The sequence below is a fragment of the Actinocorallia herbida genome (assembly GCF_003751225.1).
GTDB classification, from domain to species: Bacteria; Actinomycetota; Actinomycetes; order Streptosporangiales; family Streptosporangiaceae; genus Actinocorallia; species Actinocorallia herbida.
The window spans coordinates 8048508-8069186 of sequence record NZ_RJKE01000001.1 but is presented as its reverse complement, the minus strand read 5'-3'; the positions used below and the strand labels follow the sequence as shown (position 1 = coordinate 8069186).

Sequence of the window (20679 nt, the reverse complement as noted above, 5' to 3'; positions counted from 1 at the left end):
AACGGGCTGGCGGCTGCGTCAGGGCAGCCGCCAGTCCACGGGCTCGGCCCCCTGCTGCGCCAGCGCGGCGTTCGCGCGGCTGAACGGGCGGGAGCCGAAGAAGCCGCGGTCGGCCGACATGGGGCTCGGGTGGGCCGAGGCGAGGCACGGGTAGTCGGAGAGCATCGGCTGGAGCGACTGCGCGTCGCGGCCCCACAGGATCGCGACCAGCGGCTTCCGCCGTTCGGCCAGCGCCCGGATCGCCTGCTCGGTCACCTTCTCCCAGCCCTTCCCGCGGTGCGCGGCGGGCTTGCGCGGCTGGACGGTGAGGCTCCGGTTGAGCAGCAGCACGCCCTGGCCGGTCCACGGCGTGAGGTCCCCGTTGGCCGGCCCCGGCAGCCCGAGATCCTGCATGTACTCGGTGTAGATGTTGATCAGGCTCGGCGGCAGCGGCCACACGTCCGCCGCGACGGAGAAACTGAGCCCGACCGCATGCCCCGGCGTCGGATACGGATCCTGCCCGACAATGAGCACCTTCACCTCATCGAACGGCTGCTGGAACGCCCGCAGCACATGCGCCCCCGCGGGCAGATACTTCCGCCCCTGCGCCAGCTCATTCCGCAGAAAGTCGCCCATCCCGGCGACGTCGGACTCCACGGGGGCCAGGGCCTTCGCCCACCCCTCTTCGACGATCTCACTCAGCGGCCGTGCCATGAGACGTCACCCTAACGAGTCAGACCGACAGAGACGCCCCACTCGCCCGAGCTGATGGGCTTTCGGGGAGCTCAGAACGCGACGCCGAAACGCACCCGGAACCGCCCATCGGGCAGATGCAGGTACGCCCACTCCTTGGCGATCAGGCTCACGAGCTCAAAGGCCCCGCCCGCTCTCGGCATCGTCCTCGGCATGCCCCGGTACGAGCTCGGCGGCCCCGCCCCCGTCATCGGTGATCTCGATCTCGAGGAGCCCCCCGTGCGGCGTCACGGCCACCTCGACGACGCCTCCCGGTAGCGCCGACCGGCTGTGCAGGCACGCGTTCGCGAACGTCTCCGACAGCAGCAGCACCGCGTCGTCCGCGGCGGGGCGCCCCTCCCCGAGCCACCCGCCCAGCCACCGCCGCGCCACCCCGGCCTGATCGGTCCGGCCGGGAAAGCAGGCCGTGACCCGCCCGCCCGTCACGCCGCCACCACCCGCGCGATGTGCTCCGCCACCCGCTCGACCTGCCCAACCGCGGCCCACTTCCCGCCCCACGCGAACACCCACCCGTCGACCCGCTCCACGGCGGTCACCCGGAGCTTGTCCCGAGGAGACAGCGGCCGATCCACGCGCAGCACCGGACACCCGGCCGCCGGATTCACGAGGTCTGAGGCACGAGCCGCTGCTCGTGCCGGACGGCGCCTCCGCCGAGGCGTACGTCCTCAGCGATACGGACGCTTCCCTCGGCAAGGCGCGCCGTTTCACCGAGATCCTGGCCAGGCTGCTGCTGCGCGTCACCCGGACATCGGTCAGGGGCAAGGAGACGCAGCACGCGCGGTTCGGAGCGCTGGCCGCCGCCGGTGTGCCGGTGCCCGAACGGTGAATCGCTGATCGAGGTCGGGACGCGCTCGCCAAGCCTGCCTCCCGCTTCCCCAGCGTGGTGCCGGCCGACCCGCCGTTCGGGCGCAAGTCGTCCATCTCGGTCGTCGCCGATGACGGGCGGGCGAGCAATGCTCGGGATTCCGGGCCGGGCCGCTCCGCCGCGCACCGTTGCTCCGGCTCCCGGCGGGCATCTTCTACGCGGGCGGTGTGAAGGCGAACGTCCTGTTCCTCGACAAGAGGCCGGCCCGGCCCGACGTGCCGTGGACGACGAAGCTCTGGGTCTACGACTTCCGCACCGGGCAGCGCTTCACCCTGAAGCAGGACCGGATGACGCGCGAGCACCTGGACGACATCGCCGAGGGCTACCGCCCCGGCGAACCGCGCGAGAACCGCGTCGAGACCGAACGCTTCAAGGCGTTCACCTACGACGAGCTGGTCGCGCGGGACAAGGCGAACCTCGACATCACCTGGCTCAAGGACCCGCGCCTGGAGGACGCCGACAGCCTCCTGCGGCCCGAGTTCACCGCTATCGCCGAAGCCTCGAAGACCGCAAAGGCTGATGCCGGGACCGGCTCCTCGATGCGCGTTGATGATCGGTGAGATGGGTCCTGCCCGAACCTACGGGTGGAAAGCTCGACCTCGGATGATCCGAGGCCGGGGCTTGCTCGTCTGAAGGCGGCCTGCTGGTTCGTCATGGACGCACGTGGACCTGGGCGGTTCGGTGCTGCGGGGCGGGTCGGATCCAACGGTGCGCAAGTTCGCGCACGTTCGAGGAGAGGGCGGCGGCTGTGGCTCGACGCTTCATCGGGAAGGACGACGAGTCGAAGGTGGGTGGGAGCCCTGCTGTAGTCGTGGACGAGACCGGTGATCTGGTCTTCCAGGGATTCACGATCACGGATGCGGAAGAGCTCGCCGTGATCGACGGGTGCAGCCGGACGATGCCCGGGGAGCCGTCGTTGAGGACGCCGGCGGGCCGGCGATTCGGCGAGGTGCGGATCACGCCTGTCCGGACCCGCGAGAACCGACCTCTTGCCGGTGCCGATACCCGACGCGGGTCAGCGGAGGATGCGGCCTTTGCGGGTGCCGGTGAAGGTGCCCTCGGTGATGACGGGGTCGCCTTCCAGGAGGACGTAGGGGATGCCGGTCGGGGGGAGGGAGGGGGCGGTGTAGGTGCCGGGGTGGGAGACGGTGGCGGGGTCGAAGCAGGTGATGTCGGCGTAGGCGCCCGGGGTGAGGAGGCCTCGGTCGCGCAGGGCGAAGGGGCGGGCGTTGGCTGAGGTGATCTTGCGGATGGCTTCGGGGAGGGGGAGGAGGGCGGCGTCGCGGACGTAGGCGCCCAGGAAGTGGGGGAAGCAGCCCCAGGTTCTGGGGTGCTCCAGGCCTACGGGCATGCCGTTGTCGGAGCCGATGCCCAGGAGGGGGTCGGCCAGCAGCCGGCGGACGTCGGGTTCGGCCATCATGGTGATGACCATGGTGGCGGCCGGGTCGGCGGCGATGAGGGCGCAGGCCGTCGCGAAAGGGTCGCCGGGGAGGTCGGCGAGGGTCTTGCCGACGACGGTCTGGTCGGTGTGGCCGGTGATGAGGACGCCCGCGGGGGTCGTGTCGCGCCAGAGGCCGGTGCCGCGGATCGGGGCGGGGTCCTCGGCGGCGGCCCGCAACGCCGACGGATCGCCCGCCAGCCGGTCGCGCAGCGCCTCGATCCCGCCCGCCAAGACCGACGGGGGAAGCAGCGCCGACAAGGTGGTGCCGCCCGCGAGGTACGGGTACACGTCCCCCCGGACGTCGAGGCCCTCCGCTCGGGCGCTGCGCAGTCTGTCCAGGATCATCCCCGCCCTGCCGTGGTTGCGCGGCCCTGCGGTCTTGCAGTGCGACACCTGAAGGGCGACGCGTGCCCTGCGGGAGATCTCTATGGCCTCGTCCAACGCGTCGGACAGGCCCGCGCCTTCGTCGCGCAGGTGCGTCGTATACGGCCGCCCGTATCTGTGCGCGACCTTCGCGAGCGCGACGAGCTCGTCGGTGTCCCCGAAGGATCCGGGCGGATAGATGAGCCCGCTGGACAGCCCGCAGGCCCCCGCCTCGAACGCCTCGGCGGCCAGCGCGCACATCTCGGCGAGCGCGGCCTCCGAGACCTCGGGCTCCCAGCCGGCGACCGCCATCCGCAGCGTCGAGTGTCCGACGAGCGTCGCCATGTGGTTGGTCGGCCCGGCCGCCTCCATCGCCGCGAGGTGTTCGGCGAAGGTCCCCGCGGTGACGGGCGCGCCCGCGTACCCCGACATCACCTCGACGTCGCGCTCCCGCACGGGGGCGAACGAGAAGCCGCAGTTGCCGTTCACCTCGGTCGTCACGCCCTGGAGCAGCTTGAACGGTTGCGGCCCCGGCAGCACCGGCACCAGGTCGGAGTGGCAGTGCGGATCGACGAACCCCGGCGCGACCACCAGCCCCGCGACGTCCAGGACCCGGCGAGCGGGCCCGACCGAGCCCCCGATCGCGGCGATCCGGCCCCCCGAGACCGCCACGTCCGCCCGGACGCCGGGCGAGCCCAGCCCGTCGTGGACCTCACCGCCGCGCAGAACGAGATCGTGCATGGCCGACCACTGTAGAGATCTGCGGTTCGAGGCGCGCGAGCAGAGATGACAAATCCTTACGCGAGGATTGTGAACATCTCTGATGAGCCCCGACGTCCTCCCGCGCTAGGTTGCGTCAGTTCCCTCCCGAAGGCAGTGAGGAGTCCCCGGTGGACTGGGGTGGACGGCTCGCGGAACTCGCCGCCGCGCACGGGGTGCCCGGGGCGTCGCTGGCGCTGCGGCATCGCGGCGTGACCGCCGAGCACGCCACGGGGGTGCTGAGCACCGCGACGAACGTGCCGGTGACGCCCGGGGCGGTGTTCCAGATCGGCTCGGTCACCAAGGTGTGGACGGCGACCCAGGTCATGCTGCTCGCCGAGCGCGGCGACCTCGATCTCGACGCGCCCGTGCGGGACGCGCTCCCGGAGTTCGCCGTCGCCGATCCCGTCGTCTCGGTGGAGGCGACGATCCGGCAGCTGCTCAGCCACACGTCCGGCATCGACGGCGATCTGTTCCTCGACACCGGGCGCGGCGACGACTGCCTGGAGAAGTACGTCGCGGCCTGCGCCGAGCTGACCCAGCTGCACCCGCCCGGCGCCACCCAGTCGTATGTGAACGCCGCCTACAGCGTGCTCGGCCGGATCATCGAGAAGGCGACGGGCGGGGTCTGGGACAGGGCACTGCGCGAGATGGTCCTGGATCCCCTCGGCCTCGACGGCGTCTGCACCCTCCCGGAGGAGGCGCTGCTGCGCCGCGCGGCGGTAGGGCACCTCGGCAAGGGCGAGAAGCTGCGGCCGACCCCGGTGTGGGGGCTGATGCGCTCGATCGGGCCGGCCGGGCTGATCTGCGCGACCGCCGCCGACACCGTCGCGTTCGGCGCGGCCCACCTCGCCCCTGGCCTGCTCACCGAAGCCTCCCTGACGGCCATGCGCGCCCCGCAGATCGAGGTGCCCAACCCGCACGGCCTCGGCACGCACTGGGGCCTCGGCTGGATCCTCGACACCTGGGACGGCCACCCCGTGCTGTGGCACTCGGGCAGCACGATCGGGCAGAACGCGTCCCTGTGGGTGGTGCCGGACGCCGACCTCGTGGTCGCCCTCCTCAGCAACGGAGGAAACGACGGCGCCCTGGCCGCCGATCTGGCCCGCGAGATCTTCGCGGAGGTCGCCGGGATCGCCGTGCGGGAGACGCCCGAGCCGTCGGCCGGGCCCGTCGCGTTCGACCCGGCCGACTACACCGGCCTGTACGAGCGCAGGCACGTCATTACCACGATCACCGAGGGGCCGCGCGGCCTGCACGCGCGGATCGAGGTGACGACCCCCGCGCTCGCCGACCTCGCCGAACCGCTGGAGCTGGCACTCAGCCCTGTCGACGAGGTGACGTTCGTCGGCACCGCGGAGGGGAATCCCGCCAAGGTGCCCTTCGTCTTCCACCGACTGCCCGACGGGTCCCCGCACGTCCACTACAGCGCGCGGACGAACCCCCGGACGAAGCCGGCGGACGGGACGGGCCGCAGTGCCGGCTGAGGCGTTCGACCGCTCGGCGATGACCGCCGACCTCGCCGCGCTGGTCTCGGCGGAGTCGCCCAGCGGGGACGCCGCCGCGCTCGCCGGCTGCCGCGCGGTCGTCGCGGAGCTGGGCGAGCGGCTGATCGGCGCCGCGCCCGCCGAGCACGGCGAGCATCTGCGGTGGGGCCCCGAGCGGCCCGAGCTGCTGCTGCTCGGCCACTACGACACGGTCTGGCCCGTCGGGACGCTCGCGCGGCGCCCGTTCGAGGTCGCCGGGACCCGTGCGACGGGGCCCGGCTGCTTCGACATGAAGGCGGGGCTCGTCCAGCTCTTCCACGCGCTCGCCGCGGTCCCGGCGCGGGCCGGGGTCGGCGTGCTCGTCACCTCGGACGAGGAGACCGGATCGCGGACGTCGCGTGAGCTGATCGAGGCGACGGCCCGGGACGCCCGCGCGGTGCTGGTCGCCGAGCCGAGCGCGGACGGAGCGCTCAAGACCTCACGCAAGGGCCTCGCCCGGTACGAGCTGCGCATCTACGGCAGGGCCGCGCACACCGGCCTCGACCCCGAGCGCGGGGTGAACGCCGCGCTGGAGCTGGCCCACCAGATCCGCGCGATCGCCGCGCTCACCGCGCCCGCGCGCGGCACGACCGTCACCCCGTCGGTCTGCTCGGCGGGCACGACCGTGAACACCGTGCCGGCGAGCGCGACGCTCGCGGTGGACGTGCGCGCCTACGACGCCGCCGAACTCGAGAGGGTCGACCGCTGGATGCACGCGCGCCGTGCCGTCCTGCCGGGCGCGCGCATCGAGGTGCGCGAAGGTCCGCGCCGTGGACCGCTCCAGCGCTCGGCGTCGTTCGGCCTGTTCCAGCAGGCGGCGCGCGCCGCCGAGGAACTCGGGCTGGCCGCGCTGCGCGAGGCGTCCGTCGGCGGCGGCTCGGACGGCAACCTCACCGCCGCGCTGGGCGTGCCGACCCTCGACGGGCTCGGCGCGGTCGGCGGCGGGGCGCACGCCGAGGAGGAGTGGGTGGACCTCCGCGCGATGCCGGACCGGGCGGCGCTGCTCGCCGAACTGCTGCGGCGGCTGTGCTGATCCGACATGCCGGACAGGCTCCGGAGGCTTGGCTGATCGCACCAAAAACCGACCTCCGGTTGGCTCCGCCGACGATGAGCGCGGGCCGGGCGGCGGGCAGGCTTGTCCCGTGAGCGAGATCGACGCGAGCGGGATCGAGGTGCGCGAGACGCACGACCCCGCCGAGCACCGGGCCGCGACCGAGCTGATGGCCCAGGTGTGGGGGCAGTCCCTCACCGAACCGGGGCTGCTGACGGCTCTCGCGCATTCCGGCAACCATGTGGCGGGGGCGTATCGCGCGGGGGAACTCCTCGGGATCTCGTTCGGGTTCCTGACCGCCGACGGGATGCTGCACTCGCATGCGACCGCGGTCCGGCCGGACGCGCACGGGCTGGGCCTCGGGCGGGCGTTGAAACTGCATCAGCGGGACTGGGCGCGGGCCCGCGGGCTCGGCGGGATCGTTTGGACGTTCGACCCCTTGGTACGGCGTAACGCGCACTTCAACATGCATGTTCTCGGGGCGCTTCCGGTGGAGTACCTTCCGGACTTCTACGGGGCGATGCGGGACCGGCTCAATGACGGGGTGCCTTCGGATCGGCTGTTCGTGCGTTGGGCTTTGGACGCCGTGCCCTTGGCGGTGCCGGACAGGTCGGGCCTTGAGGACGCGGGGGCACGGGTGCTTCTGAGGCCGGGGGCGGACGACCCGGAACCAGGAGACGCTCGCTCGGGGGTCCTTCTCGTGGCGGTGCCGCCGGACGTCGAAAGGCTGCGGGAAGAGGACGGGGGGCGGGCGCTCACGGCGCGGTACGCGGTGCGGGCCGCGCTCGCCGGGGCGCTCGCGGCGGGCGCCCGGATCACCGGGATCACCCGTGACGGGTTCTATGTGCTGGAGGAGAAGGATGACCGAGCTTGAGGGCCTGGAGCTGCGCTGGATAGACATCCCGCTCGTCTCCCCGTTCCGCACCTCGTTCGGCACCGAGACCGCGCGCCGGGTGCTGCTGGTGCGCGCGGTCACCGGCGACGGCGAAGGGTGGGGCGAGTGCGTGGCCATGGACGAGCCCGTCTACTCCGCCGAGTACGTGGAGGGCGCGGCCCAGGTCATCCGCGACTTCCTGCTGCCGCGGCTCGGGCGCGGCGCCGACCCCTGGAAGGCCGAGGAGGCGTTCCGGCCGGTGCACGGCCACCCGATGGCCAAGGCCGCCGTCGGGGCGGCGCTCCTCGACGTCTGGCTGCGCGCCCGCGACACCTCGTTCGGCGAGTTCCTCGGCGCGGTCCGCCCCGCCGTCCCGTCCGGGGTGTCGGTCGGGATCATGGACTCGGTCCCGGAGCTGCTCGACGCCGTCGACGGGTACGTGGCGGAGGGGTACCGGCGGATCAAGCTCAAGATCGAGCCGGGCTGGGACGTCGCGCCGGTCCGCGCGGTCCGCGAACGCCACCCCGACCTCCCACTCCAGGTGGACGCCAACACCGCGTACACCCTCGCGGACGCCAGGCACCTCGCGCGGCTCGACCCGTTCGACCTGCTCCTCATCGAGCAGCCCCTGCCCGAGGACGACATCGCCGGGCACGCCGCGCTCGCCCGCCTGGTGGCCACCCCGATCTGCCTCGACGAGTCCATCACCTCCGCCGCGATCGCCGCGGACGCGATAGTCCGGGGCGCGACCTCGGTGGTGAACATCAAGCCGGGACGGGTCGGCGGCTTCCTCGAGGCCCGGCGCGTCCACGACGTGTGCGCCGCGCACGGCGTCCCGGTCTGGTGCGGGGGCATGCTGGAGACGGGGATCGGCCGGGCCGCCAACGTCGCCCTGGCCGCATTGCCGAACTTCACCCTCCCCGGCGACACTTCCGCTTCCTCCCGATACTTCGCCACCGACGTCACTGAGCCGTTCGTCCTGGAAGACGGCGCTTTGCTCGTCCCGACGGGCCCCGGCATCGGCGTCGCCCCCGACGAGGCGGTGCTGCGGGCCCTGACCGTCCGGACCGAGTTCCTACCGGCCGGCCCGGCCCGCTGAGCGCGGGTCCGTCCGCCGCGCCCGCCGTCAGGCGCGGTGATGGCGGCCCTTGGGCTGGAAGTCCTCGTAGACGATGGTGCCGAGCGCGGCGAGGACGCCGAGCGCGGTGGTGGCGAGGGCGGCGAATCCGGCAAGACCCCAGGGGGTGCCGGTGACGGCGGCGTAGAAGGCGTTCACCACGCGAGCACCGCCCAGACGACCTTGCCGCCGCGGGCCGAGGGGCGGACACCCCAGCTCTCGGCGAGCGCGGTGACGATCGTGAGACCGCGGCCGCTCTCCGCGCCGTCGGGGGACCCGGCGGCCTCCGCCGTCGCGCGAAGGTCCTGCCAGGGCAGGTGGTCCCACACCTCCAGGACGCATCGGCCGACGCCCATGCGTATCGAGCAGGTCGGGTGGGGCATCCCCGGACCGCGAGCGTGGAGATGGGCGTTGGTGCACAACTCGCTCACCACCAGGCCGAGAGCGATCCGGGCGTCTTCGGGCACCCCGAACTCGCGCGCGAGGGACGCGGCATGGGCACGCGCCGCCCGCGGCCCGGACCCGTCCGGCAGCGCGAGCGGCGACCTCCGCGGGGACCTCCGAGAGGGGAACTGCCTTTCCATCGCGGCCATGTCGCCGTCCTTCATCCAGGTTGCCGATGTCGAGGACAGGTCTAGCCCCGCGCGGCTAGCATCGGCGCGTAAAATCTTTACTCTCTTTACTCTGGAGTTCCGGTGACGCAGCGTGCGGACATCGATCCGGAAAGATCGATTCGCGAGCGTATAGCCCATGACCTGCGCTACTTCCGAGAACGGAACGACCTCTCGCAGACCGATCTCGGAGACAGAATCGGTGCTGTAAAGCAGTACGTCTCCGGGATCGAGAGAGCGGACCCGAGGTTCAATCTCCAAGAGGGGCACGCGAAGGCCGCCGACGAACTGTGGGGGCTCCCCGGTCACTTCCTGCGGCTGGTGCGGGCGGTGAGAGAGCGTTCCGAGGAGGATTGGTACGCGGAGCACTTGCCCCTGGAGGCGAAGGCTGAGGAGTTGTTCCTCGCGCAGCTTGGGATGCTGCCGGGTCTTCTCCAGACCGAGGACTACGCGCGGGCCGTCATGTTGAAGGCGACGGGGCCCGCGAGCCTCGACCAGGGGCTCGCGGAGCGGATCGAGCGCCAGCGGATCCTTGCCCGACCTGATCCGCCGTTGGTCTTCGTCCTCCTCGACGAGGCGGCGCTCCGTCGCGTCGTGGGCGGCCGGGAGGTCATGATCGGCCAGCTCGGGCGGCTGGTCGAGCTGTCGCGCCTGCCCAACTTCTCGATCCGGGTCGTTCCGTTCAGCGTCGGATGGCATCCCGGAGTGACGTCTTCTTTCAAGATCATGCAGGTGAAGGGGCGGCGTCACGCCTACAGCGAGAGCACGGGCGGCGGTCGCCTCACGAGTCGGCCCGATGAGGTGCGACACTTTGAGCTGCGATTCCGACAGACAGGTGAAGAAGCCCTGAATCGTGATGATTCGCGGTTGCTGTTGAGCTCGGTAGCGGAAGGGTTCTGATCGATATGGAACTGGCGTTCTTCAAGTCCTCCTACAGCGAAGGGGCGCACACCGACTGCGTCGAGGCCGCGTTCGGTGAGCAGGCCCGGCACTTCCGGGACAGTAAGGATCCGGAGGGTGGGGTGCTGTCCTTCGGTCCGGTGGCGTATCGCGTCTTCATCGCGGCTCTGAAGGTGGAGTAGCCGGCGGGGTCGGCCGGTTTTCCGCTGCCGGGATACACGGCTGAAAGAGGCGGGCCTTACGGTTGCCCCATGGGGTCCGGTGTGAAACGACTGCTGGAGGATCTGGGGTCGACGGTCGTGGGCTTCGCCGTGCTCCCCGAGGGCGGCGGCGAGGTGAGCGGGGTGCACATCCACGACCCGCTGGAGGGTGAGCCCGGACTCGCGCCCGGCGCCCTCGTGCTCGGTGTGGGGCTCGACGGGTCCGCCGAGGAGCCCGTCGCGGCGCTGCTCGCGGAGCTGGCCCGCTGCGGCGCGGCGGGGCTCATGGTGAAGGCCGCGGCGCCGCCCGGCGAGGAGCTGCGCCAGGCCGTCGCCGAGACCGGGGTGGCGCTGCTCGGTCTGACCAGGGCCGCCTCGTGGGCGCAGATCGCCGCGCTGGTGCGGTCGCTGCTCGGCGAGGGGGAGACCGGGGGAGACGAGAGCGAGGCCGATCTCTTCGCGGTCGCCAACGCGGTCTGCGCCCTCCTCGACGCCCCGGTGACGATCGAGGACCGGTCGTCCCGCGTCCTCGCGTATTCCGGTCGGCAGGAAGAGGCGGACGAGTTCCGGGTCGAGACCATCCTCGGCCGACGAGTCCCGGAGCGATTTATCCGCCTTTATGAGGAGATGGGGTTCTTCCGGACGCTCTACCAGAGCTACGAACCCGTCCACCTCGACGTCCCCGGCATGCTGCCGCGCGCGGCCGTCGCCGTCCGCGCGGGCGACGAGATCCTCGGCTCGATGTGGGCCGCCGTCCGCGAGCCCCTCACCGCCCAACGCGCGGCGGCCTTCGCCGACGCCGCCAAGATCGTCGCCCTGCACCTGCTGCGCCGCCGGGCCGGCTCCGACGTCCAGCGCAGACTCCGCGCCGAACTCCTCACCACGGTCCTCACCCGCGGCGAACAGGCCGCGGAGGCCGCCGCCCGCCTGGACCTCGCCACGAACCGCGTCTGCGTCCTGGCCGCCCAGCTCACCGCCGCGGGCGAGACCCTCAGCGCCCGCGCCGAAAGCGAACGCCAGCGCTTCTGCGACGCCCTCGCCCTCCACGTGGGCGCCATCCACCCCCGCGCCGCCGCGGCCCTGGTGGGCAACGTCGCCTACGCCGTCCTCCCCCTCCCGGGCGGCCAATCCCGAGCCGTCCAGGTGGCCGAGGACTTCCTGGCGCGCGTAGGCGCCCGCCACCCCGCCAACATCGGCATCGGCCGCCTGGCCCGCTCCCTGGCCGACATCACCCGCTCCCGAGACGACGCCGACCGAGCCCTCCGCGTCCTCCGCGAACGCGGCACCACCGGCAAGGCCGTCCACTTCCGGGACGTCCACTTCGACTCCCTCCTGCTCCAGCTGGCCGACCTGGCCGCCCAGCAGGACCAGCCCCCCACCGGCCCCTACCGCCGCCTCCTGGAACACGACCGAGAACACAACACGGACCTCTGCGCCACCCTCGCCGCCTACCTCGACGCCTTCGGCAACGTCAACGAAGCCGCCGCCGCGGTCCGAGTCCACCCCAACACCTTCCGCTACCGCCTCCGCCGCCTCACCGAAATCTCCTCCCTGGACCTCACCGACCCCAACGCCCGCCTCGCCACCATGCTCCAACTCCGCCTGTACGCTCGACCCTCCCCGCCCCGAACCCCAGACGAAGCCTGACGTTCAGGGCAGCACGCCGGGCCGCCGAGAACCTCGCCGCCACCGGCCGCCTCCCCGCTCTCGCCGACCACATGCTCTGCGTGCCCACCGCCGCCCCACCCACTGGAACCCGGAAAACACCCCCTTCGCGGTCACAACCACCACTGCCCTGGACCCCGCACCCTCCTGGGCCACAACCACGCCGCCGACCTGGCCGTCTCCGCCCTGGCCCCCGGCATCACCCCCACCGACCACCGCCTCTGGCCGGACGCCCCCACCGACATCCTCCGCCCGACCACGGCGACCTGACGAAACGAGCAACGGCCCCGCCCATCAGGTGAGGCACGGGGCCGTCGGGTCTTCGGGGCAGGCTCGGTGGGCGAGTTCGGAGGTGAGGTCCTGCCAGGCGGCGCGGGCGAAGGTGAGGGCGGGGCCTTCGACGTTCTCGCTGTCGCGGACGGCGACCACGGCGCGGAGGTTCGCGTGCAGTTTCGCGGTGGCGGATCCATCCGCGTGAGGACGAGTTGGCGGGACATCCGGCCACGTAACCAGGAATCCGGGGGGTCGTCCTCGTTGGCCTCGCGCCCTGCCCGGCCCTGGCCGCCCGGTCGCGCGCGTTCCGCCGGTCCGTCCGCGCCGAGCCGGCGCCGCCCGCCCGCGAGGCCGTCGCGCCCGCGCCACGGCGTGTAGTGCCCTCCTCTGCGCCGACGCCGCTCGGCACCGCCGACCACCGGCCCGGCTGCCGCTCTCGGCAGGACGCCGGTCCTCGGCGGCCGAGCCTCCTTGCCCGTCTCGGCGGCCGGGGCCGCGCCCGGCGCGCCGCCGCGTGAGCCGCCGCGCCGCGCTCCGGTGACCCCGTACCGCCTCGCGTGTCCGGGGCTGCTGTGCGGATCTACAAGTGGGGGTGGGCGGCTTGTTTGATTCGACGATGACTGTTGGTGGCGGGGTTCGGGAACCTTGTTGATCTCCTCATCCCCCCAAAGGAGACTCCGTGAAGAAGGTTCTGGGTGTTGTGGTGGCGGTGGCGCTCGCCGCGGCCGCGTGTGGGTCCGATGACTCCGAGGGCGCGCCCGAGGTGGTGAGTGGAGGGACGTTCACGTTCGCGTTGTCGGCGGATCCGGGTGCGCTGGAGCCGGCGAGTGCGGCGTTGGGCGTCACCAACACGACGCTCGGGTTCGCGTACGACCCGCTGGTGCATTCCGATGCCGAAGGGCGGATCGTGTCGGGCATCGCGGAGCGGTGGGAGCCGTCGGCGAACCAGGTGGTGTTCACGCTGCGGAAGGGCGTCACCTGCGCGGACGGGTCGGCCGTGACGGCCAAGACCGTCGCGGACTCGATGAACTACCTCAGTGATCCGGCCAACAAGGCGGTGCTGCTCGGGGTGCTCATTCCGGCGGGGATGACGGCCACCGCGGACGAAGCCGCCGGAACCGTCACGCTCGCCACGAAGGAGCCGAATCCGTTCCTGCTGGAGTCGATGACCGCCGTGTCGGTCGTGTGCGGGAAGGGGCTCGCCGACCGGAGCGTGCTCCAGGCCGGGACGTCAGGGTCGGGGCCGTATCGGCTCACCGAGGCGGTGTCCGGCGACCACTACACGTTCCAGGTGCGCAAGGACTACGCGTGGGGGGCGGGCGGCGCCGGGATCGTCGCGGGAATGCCCGACACGGTCGTGCTGAAGGTCGTCAAGGACGAGTCGACGGCCGCGAACCTCCTCACCTCCGGGGGGCTCACCGCGGGCCAGTTCACCGGGCCCGATCGCGAGCGCGTCGCGGCGCTGCCCGGCATCAAGACGGGCAGCGCGCCCGACGGGATCGGCGAGTTCTTCTTCCACCAGGGCGACGACCGGCCGGCCGCCGCGCCGGAGGTGCGCAAGGCCCTCGTGCAGGCCCTGAGCCTCGACGAGCTCCGCACGATCGCGTCCGGCGGAAACGGGGTCGCGGCCACCCACCTGACCTCCCTCGCGCCCGACCCCTGCCGGGGCGACGCCGTCACCGGGAACCTGCCCGCGTTCGACGCCGCGGCCGCCGCGAGCGCGCTGGACGCGGCCGGGTGGAAGGCCGGATCCGACGGGGTCCGCGCGAAGGACGGGAAGAAGCTGACCCTGCGCATCGCCTACCAGACCTCGGCGGGGCCGTCGGTCCAGGCGGGGCTGGAGTTCGTCGCGCAGAAGTGGAAGGACCTCGGCGTCGACACGAAGCTCGTCGGGAGCGCCGACGCGGCCTACTCCGACTCGCTGTTCAAGAACGGCGACTGGGACATGGCGTGGGTGCCGCTCGGCCTGAGCCTGCCGACGCAGCTCGGCGGCTACCTGTCCGGGGCCGCGCCCGACAAGGGCGGCGCCAACTTCGCGCATCTGGACAACGCCGAATACGTCCGGCTCTCGGGTGACGCCGCGAAGACCGTCGGGGCCGCGGGCTGCGACGGCTGGATCGCCGCGCAGGCCGCGCTGGTGAAGAACGCCGACGTCGTCCCGGTCGTGCTGCCGACCCAGCTGGTCGCGGCGAAGAACGCCGAGGTCCAGGTGATCGGCGGGATCGTGCGCCCGACGTCCATCAGGATGCTGGCGCCGTGAGGTGGGGGCGGCGCGTTCTCCGGTTCGCCCTCTCCCTGGGCGGGGTGGTCGTGGCGTCCTTCGCCATGCTCCACCTCATCCCGGGCGACCCGGTGCGCGCCGCCCTCGGCCCGACCGCGCCTCCAGAGACGGTCGAGCGGCGCCGGACGGAACTGGGGCTCGACCGGCCGCTGCTCGACCAATTCACCTCCTATGCCGGCGGGATCTTCCGCGGCGATCTGGGCGAGTCGTTCCTGTCGCGGCGGCCCGCCGCCGAGGTGATCGCCGACCGGCTGCCCGCGACCGTCCAGCTCGTCGCGGTCACGATGCTGCTGGCCTTGGCCGTCGCGGTGCCGCTCGGCATGTGGGCGGCGGCCCGCACCGAGAACGGCAGGGGCCGCGGCACCGACCTGGCCTTCACCGCGGCGACCGGGGCGCTCTCGGTGGTGCCGGAGTTCCTGCTGGCGGTCGCCATGGTCGCGGTGTTCGGGGTGACGCTCGGCTGGCTGCCCGTCGCGGGCAAGGACGGGCCGGAATCGTTCGTCATGCCCGTCCTCGCGCTCGCCGCCGGGCCGACCGCGCTGCTCGCCCGGCTGGTCCGCGCGGAGACGCTGCGCGAACTCGGCGCCGACTACGTGCGGCTGGCCCGCGCGAAGCGGCTCCCGCCCGTCCGCATCCACCTGCGGCATCTGCTGCCCAACACCCTCACCGCCACCCTGACGACCGGGGGACTCCTCCTCGCGTCGCTGCTCGGCGGGTCCGTCGTGATCGAGTACGTCTTCCAGTGGCCCGGCCTCGGCGGGGCCGCGGTCGAGGCCATCGCCGGGAAGGACTACGCGCTCGCCCAGGCCGCCGTGCTCGTCTACGGGGCCATCTCGCTGACCGTCCTGCTCGCGGTCGACCTCGCGCTCGGCCTGCTCGACCGGCGCTCGACCCTGGGGAGCCGAGGATGATCCGCAGGCCCGCCGCGCTCGCCGGGGCCGTGCTCGTCGGCGTCACCGTGGTGCTCGCGGTGATCGGGCCGTGGGTGTGGGGGGCGGAAGCCGTCCGGTTCGATCCGCGGCACACCCTGGAGGGCCACGGCGCGGCGCACTGGCTCGGCACCGACGACGGCGGCCGTGACATGCTCGCCAGGACCCTCGCCGCGACCCGGTTGAGCGTGCTCCTCGCCGCCTTGGCGACCGCGATCGGCGCGGTCCTGGGTGTCGGCCTCGGGGCGGTGCCCTCGATACTCGGCCCGCGCGCGGCGCGGCTGGTGACCGCGCTCGTCAACGGGCTCACCGCGATCCCGGTGCTGCTGCTCGCGATGTTCGCGGCGCTGGTCGCCGGGACCGGGACGACGGGCGCGGTCGTAGGGATCGGGGTGGCCTCCGCGCCCGGACTCGCCAGGCTCACCCGGACCCTCGCGGCCGGGGTGGAGGCCGCCGACTACGTCGCCGCGGCCCGGATGCTCGGCACGGGACGCGTGCGGGTGCTCACCCGGCACATCCTGCCGAACATCGCGGAACCGCTCATCCTGTCCGTCACCGCGGCCCTCGGGTACGCGCTGCTCGGGATGGCGACCCTTTCGCTGCTCGGTCTCGGCGTCCAGCCTCCCGACTACGACTGGGGCCGGCTCCTGCACGACGCTCTTCCCCGCGTGTACGTCGACCCGGAGGTGATCGCCGGTCCTGCGCTGGCCGTCGCCGTCGCGGGGATCGGCTTCACCCTTGTCGGGGAGTCCTTGGCCCGCGCCGCGGCGCGGGCCCCTGTACCGCCCGGAGCCGGGGAGAAGGCCGAACTTCCCCTTGAGCCGACTTCCCGGCCCGGGCCTTCCGCAGCCGTTCTCGACGTGCGGGATCTGACCGTCTCCTTCGGCGGCGTGACGCCCGTGCGAGGGGTCTCGTTCTCGGTGGCGGCCGGGGAGGTCGTAGGGATCGTGGGGGAGTCGGGCAGCGGGAAGAGCCTGACGGCGCTGGCAGTAGGCGGACTGGTGCCTTATCCCGGACGGGTGCACGGGGAGGTGCTGCTCGAAGGCAGGCCGCTGGGGGAGCTGTCCCGGAAGGAGCTGGGGACGAAGCTCGCGATGGTCTTCCAGGATCCGCTCTCGGCGCTGAACCCCGCGCTCCGGGTGGGGACACAGCTCGCCGAGACGGCGACCGTCCATCTGGGGATGACGCGCCGGGAGGCCCGCGCACGGGCGGTGGAACGGCTGGAGCGGACGGGGGTGCCGGGCGCTCGGGCCGCGTCGTTCCCGCACGAGCTGAGCGGCGGGATGCGGCAGCGGGCGGTCATCGCGATGGGGCTGATGGGGGACCCGCGGCTGGTCGTCGCGGACGAGCCGACGACCGCCCTGGACACGACGGTGCAGCGGCGGGTGCTGGATCTGCTGGAGGAGGTCACGGGCGCGTCCGGGACCGCGGCGCTGCTCATCTCGCACGACATCGCGGTGGTCTCCGGCCGGTGCTCCCGGGTGCTCGTCATGTATGCGGGGCGGGTCGTGGAGGAGCTGGGCGCGGAGGAGCTGCGTGAGGCCCGGCATCCGTACACGCGGGCGCTCGTGGCCTCGATCCCCGACCTGTCCACGGATCGGAGTCTTCCGCTCGCGACGATCCCCGGGGCGCAGCCGGTGCCTTCCGAGGTGCCGGAGGGGTGTGCCTTCGCGGCTCGGTGCGCGTTCGCGGACGGGGTGTGCCTTGAGGAGGCGCCTTCGTTGGTGAAGGGGGTGGCTTGCCATCATCCGGTGCGGGAGGACGCCGTGGGGTTCGTCGCGGAGGTGCCCGTGCAGGGATCGGCATCGGGGGAGGGGCTGCACGGGGCGTCACAGGGTCTTGGAGAAGGCGCCGGGGACGGGGAGGGGAGCGCGGGATGAGCCCGTGGAAGCGGCGGAAAGGCGCCTCGGCGCCTTCGGAGAGCGGGGTGACGGTCGAGGGGCTGCGTGTCCGCTATGGGGCTTTCACGGCCGTCGACGGGGTGTCCTTCTCGATCGGGGAGGGGGAGGTGCTCGGGCTCGTCGGGGAATCGGGGTCGGGCAAGTCGACCGTCGGACGGGCGCTGGCGGGGCTCGTGCCTTACGAGGGGGAGGTGCGCGGGGGAGCGCGCACCCAGATGGTCTTCCAGGATCCGTACGGGTCGCTCGACCCGCGGATGCGGATCGGCGCGGCGGTCGCGGAGGGGCTGGGCCGGGACCTCTCGCGGGCCGCGCGGTCGGCGGAGGCTCGGCGGCTCCTGGAGGTCGTCGGGCTCTCCGGCGACCTCGCCGCGCGCTACCCGCGCGAACTGTCCGGCGGCCAGCGGCAAAGGGTCGCGCTCGCCCGCGCGCTGGGCGCCCGGCCGGGCCTGCTCATCGCCGACGAGATCACCTCCGCCCTCGACGCGTCGGTCCAAGGCGCGGTGCTCAACCTCGTCCGGGACCTGCGTGACGCCCTGGGCCTCTCGGTGCTGTTCGTCTCCCACGATCTGGCGGTCGTGAGGTACGTGTGCGACCGGGTGGCGGTGCTGCGCGAGGGGCGGATCGTGGAGTGCGGGACCGTCGAACAGGTGACGGAAGTACCGGGGCACGAGTACACGAAAGCCCTGCTAGAGGCGGTCCCGCGGCTCAAGTGAACGCCCGGTGTTCGAACATACGTGCTATACTGTTCGCATGGACGTGATGACGCTTCCGGGCCTCGAAGACGCCGCGCAGATGGATCGCCTCACCCTGTCCGCCGACGAGATCTCCGCACTCGCGCTGTCCCTCGCGCACCTCGGCGCGGGCCCCCAGGCCGCCACCGCGCGGCGCGCGCTCGCCCATCTGGCCGAGCGCGGCGGGCCCGACCTCGCCGCCCTCCTCACCCCACTCGACCCCGACACCGCGCGCCGCGCCCGCGTCCTCGCCCAGGCGATCACCGAGCGCCGGGTCGTGCGCGTCCACTACGCCGACGAGAAGCGCCGGGTCTCGCACCGCGAGGTCGAGCCCGTCACCACGCTCGTGCACGGCGACCATTGGTACCTCGTCGGCTGGTGCCGCCTGCGGCACGGCGTGCGCGCCTTCCGCATGGAGCGCATCCTCGCCGTCGAGCAGACCGAGCTGCCGGCCTCTCCCCACCGCCCAGATCGTTTCCTCCCCTTCCAGGGCAAGCGCGCGCAGGGCGTCCAGGCCGCCTGAACCGGAAAGGCGCCCGCACGCCCAGGGCCTCTGCACCGAACCCCCGGAACCAGAGCTTCTGAACCGAGACCCCCCGGCCGGAGCCGCCTGACCCGCCGCCGGGGCCGCGCCGCACTCCCCCTGCGGACGGCCCCGGCAGGCCAGGCGACGCTCGTGGGGGCGGGTGGGCCGGCGGGGCCGCGGTGCGGCAGTATGTGGCTCATGCAGCTTGCGGACGGCGTGCGGACGGTCGTCACCGATCGCACCGGCGGATTCAGCACCGGCCCCTACGACAGCCGCAACCTCGGGACGAACGTGGGCGACGCGCCCCGTGCCGTCGCCAGGAACCGGGCGAGGACGGTCGCGGAGATCGGCGCCGAGGCCGCGGTCTTCATGCGCCAGATCCACGGGGTCCGGGTCGAGCGGGTCTTCGCCGCGCACGAAGGCGTCCCCGACACCGACGCGGTCTTCACCGACACCCCGGGCCTCGCCCTCGCCGCCCTCGGCGCGGACTGCCCGGGCGTCGTCGTCGCCGGGGACGGCTGGGTCGGCGCCGCTCACGCGGGCCGCGTGGGCACCCTCGGAGGCGTCGTCCCGGCCCTGGTCGAGGCGATGCGCAAGGCGGGCGCCGACGACCTCGCCGCGTTCATCGGCCCGGGAGCCTGCGGCCGCTGCTACGAGGTCCCCGAGGAGATGCGCGCCGCCTCCCCCCTGGCCATGCGCTCCACCACGAGCTGGGGCACCCCCGCCCTCGATCTCCGCGCCGCCCTCACCGCCCAGCTCGCCGACCTGGGCGTCCCCACCGCCCACGACCCCCGCTGCACCATCGAGACCCCCGAGCTCTACTCCTACCGCCGCGACACCACCACAGGCCGCTTCGCCACCTTCATCTGGCTCACCTGACCCAGCCTGCCCACGCGCCCCCGTCCTCGCGGCGCCCCTCGCCCTTGCCGGGCCCGCAGAGCGGCCCGGGCACCGGCGAGAGATCCGGAGGGACCGGCGTCTGCGGGGAGGGGTGGGGGTGGGGCGGCTTAGGGTGGTGGGATGAGACGAGGGGAGAGGCCGGAGGCCGGGGTTCACGCGATCGGGCAGGGGGAGGCCGAGCTGGTGCGGGACGGGGACCGCGGCGGCTGGGTGATCCTCATCGACGGGGTGCCGCAGTCGTATGTGGACCCGGACGATCCGACGCATCTGGATTTCGAGTACATGCGGATGCTCGGCGACATCGTCGACCACCTCGGGGTGGGGGACGAGCCGCTGGACGCCGTGCACATCGGCGGCGCCGGGTGCACCCTCGCCCGTTACGTCGCCGCGACCCGGCCCGGATCCCGGCAGGTGGTCTTCGAGCTCGACGGCGCCCTGGTCCAGCTCGTCCGCGACAACTTCCCGGTGAAGCAGATCCGCGGCCTCAAGATCAAGGTGGGCGACGGCCGCGCGGGCCTCGCCGCCCTCCCCGACGCCTCCGACGACCTGGTCGTCCTGGACGCCTTCTCCGGGGCCGAGATGCCCCTCGCGCTGGCCACCGCCGAGTTCACCCGCGACGTCGCCCGCGTCCTGCGCGACGACGGCGTCTACCTCGTCAACGTCGCCGACGGCGGCCGCCTCCCCTTCGCCCGCCGCCTTGCCGCCACCCTCCAGTCGGTCTTCCCGCACACCCTCCTCATGGCGGAGCCCGGCACCCTCCGCGGCCGCCGCTACGGCAACCTCGTCCTCGGCGCCTCCCGCGAGCCCCTCCCCATCGCCGCCCTGACCCGCATCAGCGCGGGCAAGCCCATCCCCGCCCGCTGTATGGACACCGCGGACCTCGCCCGCTTCACCTCCGGCCACCCGCCCATCCACGACGGCGACCCGGTGATCCCCCCGAACCCCCCGAAATCCACCTTCGCTTGATCGCGCCCGGGAAAGCGGTCGGTTCCTGAGCGACCGGAGCCCGCCCTCACCTGAGCGCCGCGCCCGGG

General features: G+C 73.0%; 23 protein-coding genes. 16 read left to right on the top strand and 7 right to left on the bottom strand.

The features are described from left to right. Positions 1 to 18: 18 nt before the first annotated feature. From EDD29_RS36575 to EDD29_RS45975, 3 genes are all read right to left on the bottom strand, one after another. Positions 19 to 693 carry a uracil-DNA glycosylase gene (locus EDD29_RS36575; protein WP_123668778.1) on the bottom strand — a complete coding sequence of 225 codons (675 nt, stop codon included), beginning with the start codon at positions 691 to 693 and terminating at the stop codon, positions 19 to 21. Positions 694 to 849: 156 nt separating this feature from the next. Then, on the bottom strand, positions 850 to 1158 hold the full coding sequence (locus EDD29_RS45980; RefSeq protein WP_170201726.1) for an ATP-binding protein: 309 nt from the start codon (positions 1156 to 1158) through the stop codon (positions 850 to 852). Then, a complete protein-coding gene (locus tag EDD29_RS45975; protein WP_170201725.1) occupies positions 1155 to 1304 on the bottom strand; it encodes a hypothetical protein in 150 nt (49 codons plus the stop codon). Before EDD29_RS45975 ends, EDD29_RS45980 begins: the two co-directional genes overlap by 4 nt. Before the next feature lie 59 nt (positions 1305 to 1363). Between EDD29_RS45975 and EDD29_RS45970 the strand changes: the two genes are divergently transcribed. Continuing rightward, complete coding sequence (locus tag EDD29_RS45970) at positions 1364 to 1558, top strand: hypothetical protein (protein WP_170201724.1); 195 nt, start codon at positions 1364 to 1366, stop codon at positions 1556 to 1558. A gap of 167 nt (positions 1559 to 1725) precedes the next feature. Then, the gene (locus EDD29_RS36565) at positions 1726 to 2157 is read left to right on the top strand and encodes an N-6 DNA methylase (protein ID WP_281280978.1); all 432 of its coding nucleotides are present in this window, start codon (positions 1726 to 1728) and stop codon (positions 2155 to 2157) included. 455 nt (positions 2158 to 2612) lie between these two features. Here EDD29_RS36565 and EDD29_RS36560 read toward each other — a convergent pair whose 3' ends face one another. Beyond that, positions 2613 to 4142 carry an N-acyl-D-amino-acid deacylase family protein gene (locus tag EDD29_RS36560; protein ID WP_123668777.1) on the bottom strand — a complete coding sequence of 510 codons (1530 nt, stop codon included), beginning with the start codon at positions 4140 to 4142 and terminating at the stop codon, positions 2613 to 2615. A 149-nt stretch (positions 4143 to 4291) separates the two neighbouring features. On the opposite strand from EDD29_RS36560, the gene EDD29_RS36555 reads away from it, so the two are divergent. From EDD29_RS36555 to menC, 4 genes are all read left to right on the top strand, one after another. After that, the gene (locus tag EDD29_RS36555) at positions 4292 to 5647 is read left to right on the top strand and encodes a serine hydrolase domain-containing protein (RefSeq protein ID WP_123668776.1); all 1356 of its coding nucleotides are present in this window, start codon (positions 4292 to 4294) and stop codon (positions 5645 to 5647) included. Then, the gene (locus tag EDD29_RS36550; RefSeq protein ID WP_246053191.1) at positions 5637 to 6719 is read left to right on the top strand and encodes a M20 family metallopeptidase; all 1083 of its coding nucleotides are present in this window, start codon (positions 5637 to 5639) and stop codon (positions 6717 to 6719) included. The genes EDD29_RS36555 and EDD29_RS36550 overlap by 11 nt, the downstream gene beginning before the upstream one ends. 109 nt (positions 6720 to 6828) lie before the next feature. Beyond that, complete coding sequence (locus EDD29_RS36545) at positions 6829 to 7611, top strand: GNAT family N-acetyltransferase (RefSeq protein WP_123668775.1); 783 nt, start codon at positions 6829 to 6831, stop codon at positions 7609 to 7611. Next, on the top strand, positions 7598 to 8710 hold the full coding sequence (gene menC, locus EDD29_RS36540; RefSeq protein WP_123668774.1) for an o-succinylbenzoate synthase: 1113 nt from the start codon (positions 7598 to 7600) through the stop codon (positions 8708 to 8710). Before EDD29_RS36545 ends, menC begins: the two co-directional genes overlap by 14 nt. Before the next feature lie 27 nt (positions 8711 to 8737). Here menC and EDD29_RS45965 read toward each other — a convergent pair whose 3' ends face one another. Together EDD29_RS45965 and EDD29_RS45960 are read right to left on the bottom strand one after the other, a co-directional pair. Continuing rightward, entirely contained in the window at positions 8738 to 8890 is a 153-nt protein-coding gene (locus EDD29_RS45965) for a hypothetical protein (RefSeq protein WP_170201723.1), read from the bottom strand. Further along, entirely contained in the window at positions 8884 to 9321 is a 438-nt protein-coding gene (locus EDD29_RS45960; protein ID WP_170201722.1) for an ATP-binding protein, read from the bottom strand. The genes EDD29_RS45965 and EDD29_RS45960 overlap by 7 nt, the downstream gene beginning before the upstream one ends. A 102-nt stretch (positions 9322 to 9423) precedes the next feature. On the opposite strand from EDD29_RS45960, the gene EDD29_RS45955 reads away from it, so the two are divergent. From EDD29_RS45955 to EDD29_RS36525, 3 genes are all read left to right on the top strand, one after another. Then, positions 9424 to 10239: a helix-turn-helix domain-containing protein gene (locus EDD29_RS45955; protein ID WP_170201721.1), complete on the top strand. Its 816-nt coding sequence runs from the start codon at positions 9424 to 9426 to the stop codon at positions 10237 to 10239. Positions 10240 to 10244: 5 nt separating this feature from the next. Beyond that, positions 10245 to 10421 (top strand): DUF397 domain-containing protein, encoded by a 177-nt coding sequence (locus tag EDD29_RS36530; protein WP_123668772.1) that lies wholly within the window; start codon positions 10245 to 10247, stop codon positions 10419 to 10421. 69 nt (positions 10422 to 10490) lie between these two features. After that, positions 10491 to 12086 carry a helix-turn-helix domain-containing protein gene (locus EDD29_RS36525; protein ID WP_123668771.1) on the top strand — a complete coding sequence of 532 codons (1596 nt, stop codon included), beginning with the start codon at positions 10491 to 10493 and terminating at the stop codon, positions 12084 to 12086. 312 nt (positions 12087 to 12398) lie between these two features. On the opposite strand, the gene EDD29_RS47900 is transcribed toward EDD29_RS36525, so the two are convergent. After that, entirely contained in the window at positions 12399 to 12746 is a 348-nt protein-coding gene (locus tag EDD29_RS47900) for a DUF397 domain-containing protein (protein WP_281280977.1), read from the bottom strand. A gap of 310 nt (positions 12747 to 13056) precedes the next feature. Here EDD29_RS47900 and EDD29_RS36515 point away from each other — a divergent pair, with 310 nt between their 5' ends. The 7 genes from EDD29_RS36515 to EDD29_RS36485 all read left to right on the top strand — a co-directional run bounded on the left by EDD29_RS36515 (position 13057) and on the right by EDD29_RS36485 (position 20611). Then, a complete protein-coding gene (locus EDD29_RS36515; protein WP_123668769.1) occupies positions 13057 to 14637 on the top strand; it encodes an ABC transporter substrate-binding protein in 1581 nt (526 codons plus the stop codon). Beyond that, positions 14634 to 15569: an ABC transporter permease gene (locus EDD29_RS36510; RefSeq protein ID WP_246053190.1), complete on the top strand. Its 936-nt coding sequence runs from the start codon at positions 14634 to 14636 to the stop codon at positions 15567 to 15569. Before EDD29_RS36515 ends, EDD29_RS36510 begins: the two co-directional genes overlap by 4 nt. Beyond that, on the top strand, positions 15566 to 17467 hold the full coding sequence (locus tag EDD29_RS36505) for a dipeptide/oligopeptide/nickel ABC transporter permease/ATP-binding protein (RefSeq protein ID WP_123668768.1): 1902 nt from the start codon (positions 15566 to 15568) through the stop codon (positions 17465 to 17467). Before EDD29_RS36510 ends, EDD29_RS36505 begins: the two co-directional genes overlap by 4 nt. Continuing rightward, a complete protein-coding gene (locus EDD29_RS36500) occupies positions 17464 to 18201 on the top strand; it encodes an ABC transporter ATP-binding protein (protein WP_211360122.1) in 738 nt (245 codons plus the stop codon). Before EDD29_RS36505 ends, EDD29_RS36500 begins: the two co-directional genes overlap by 4 nt. 37 nt (positions 18202 to 18238) lie before the next feature. Continuing rightward, a complete protein-coding gene (locus EDD29_RS36495; RefSeq protein WP_342774463.1) occupies positions 18239 to 18742 on the top strand; it encodes a helix-turn-helix transcriptional regulator in 504 nt (167 codons plus the stop codon). A 201-nt stretch (positions 18743 to 18943) separates the two neighbouring features. Further along, positions 18944 to 19624: a purine nucleoside phosphorylase YfiH/LACC1 family protein gene (locus tag EDD29_RS36490; RefSeq protein WP_123670906.1), complete on the top strand. Its 681-nt coding sequence runs from the start codon at positions 18944 to 18946 to the stop codon at positions 19622 to 19624. 141 nt (positions 19625 to 19765) lie between these two features. Further along, the gene (locus EDD29_RS36485) at positions 19766 to 20611 is read left to right on the top strand and encodes a spermidine synthase (protein WP_123668766.1); all 846 of its coding nucleotides are present in this window, start codon (positions 19766 to 19768) and stop codon (positions 20609 to 20611) included. Positions 20612 to 20679: the final 68 nt, after the last annotated feature.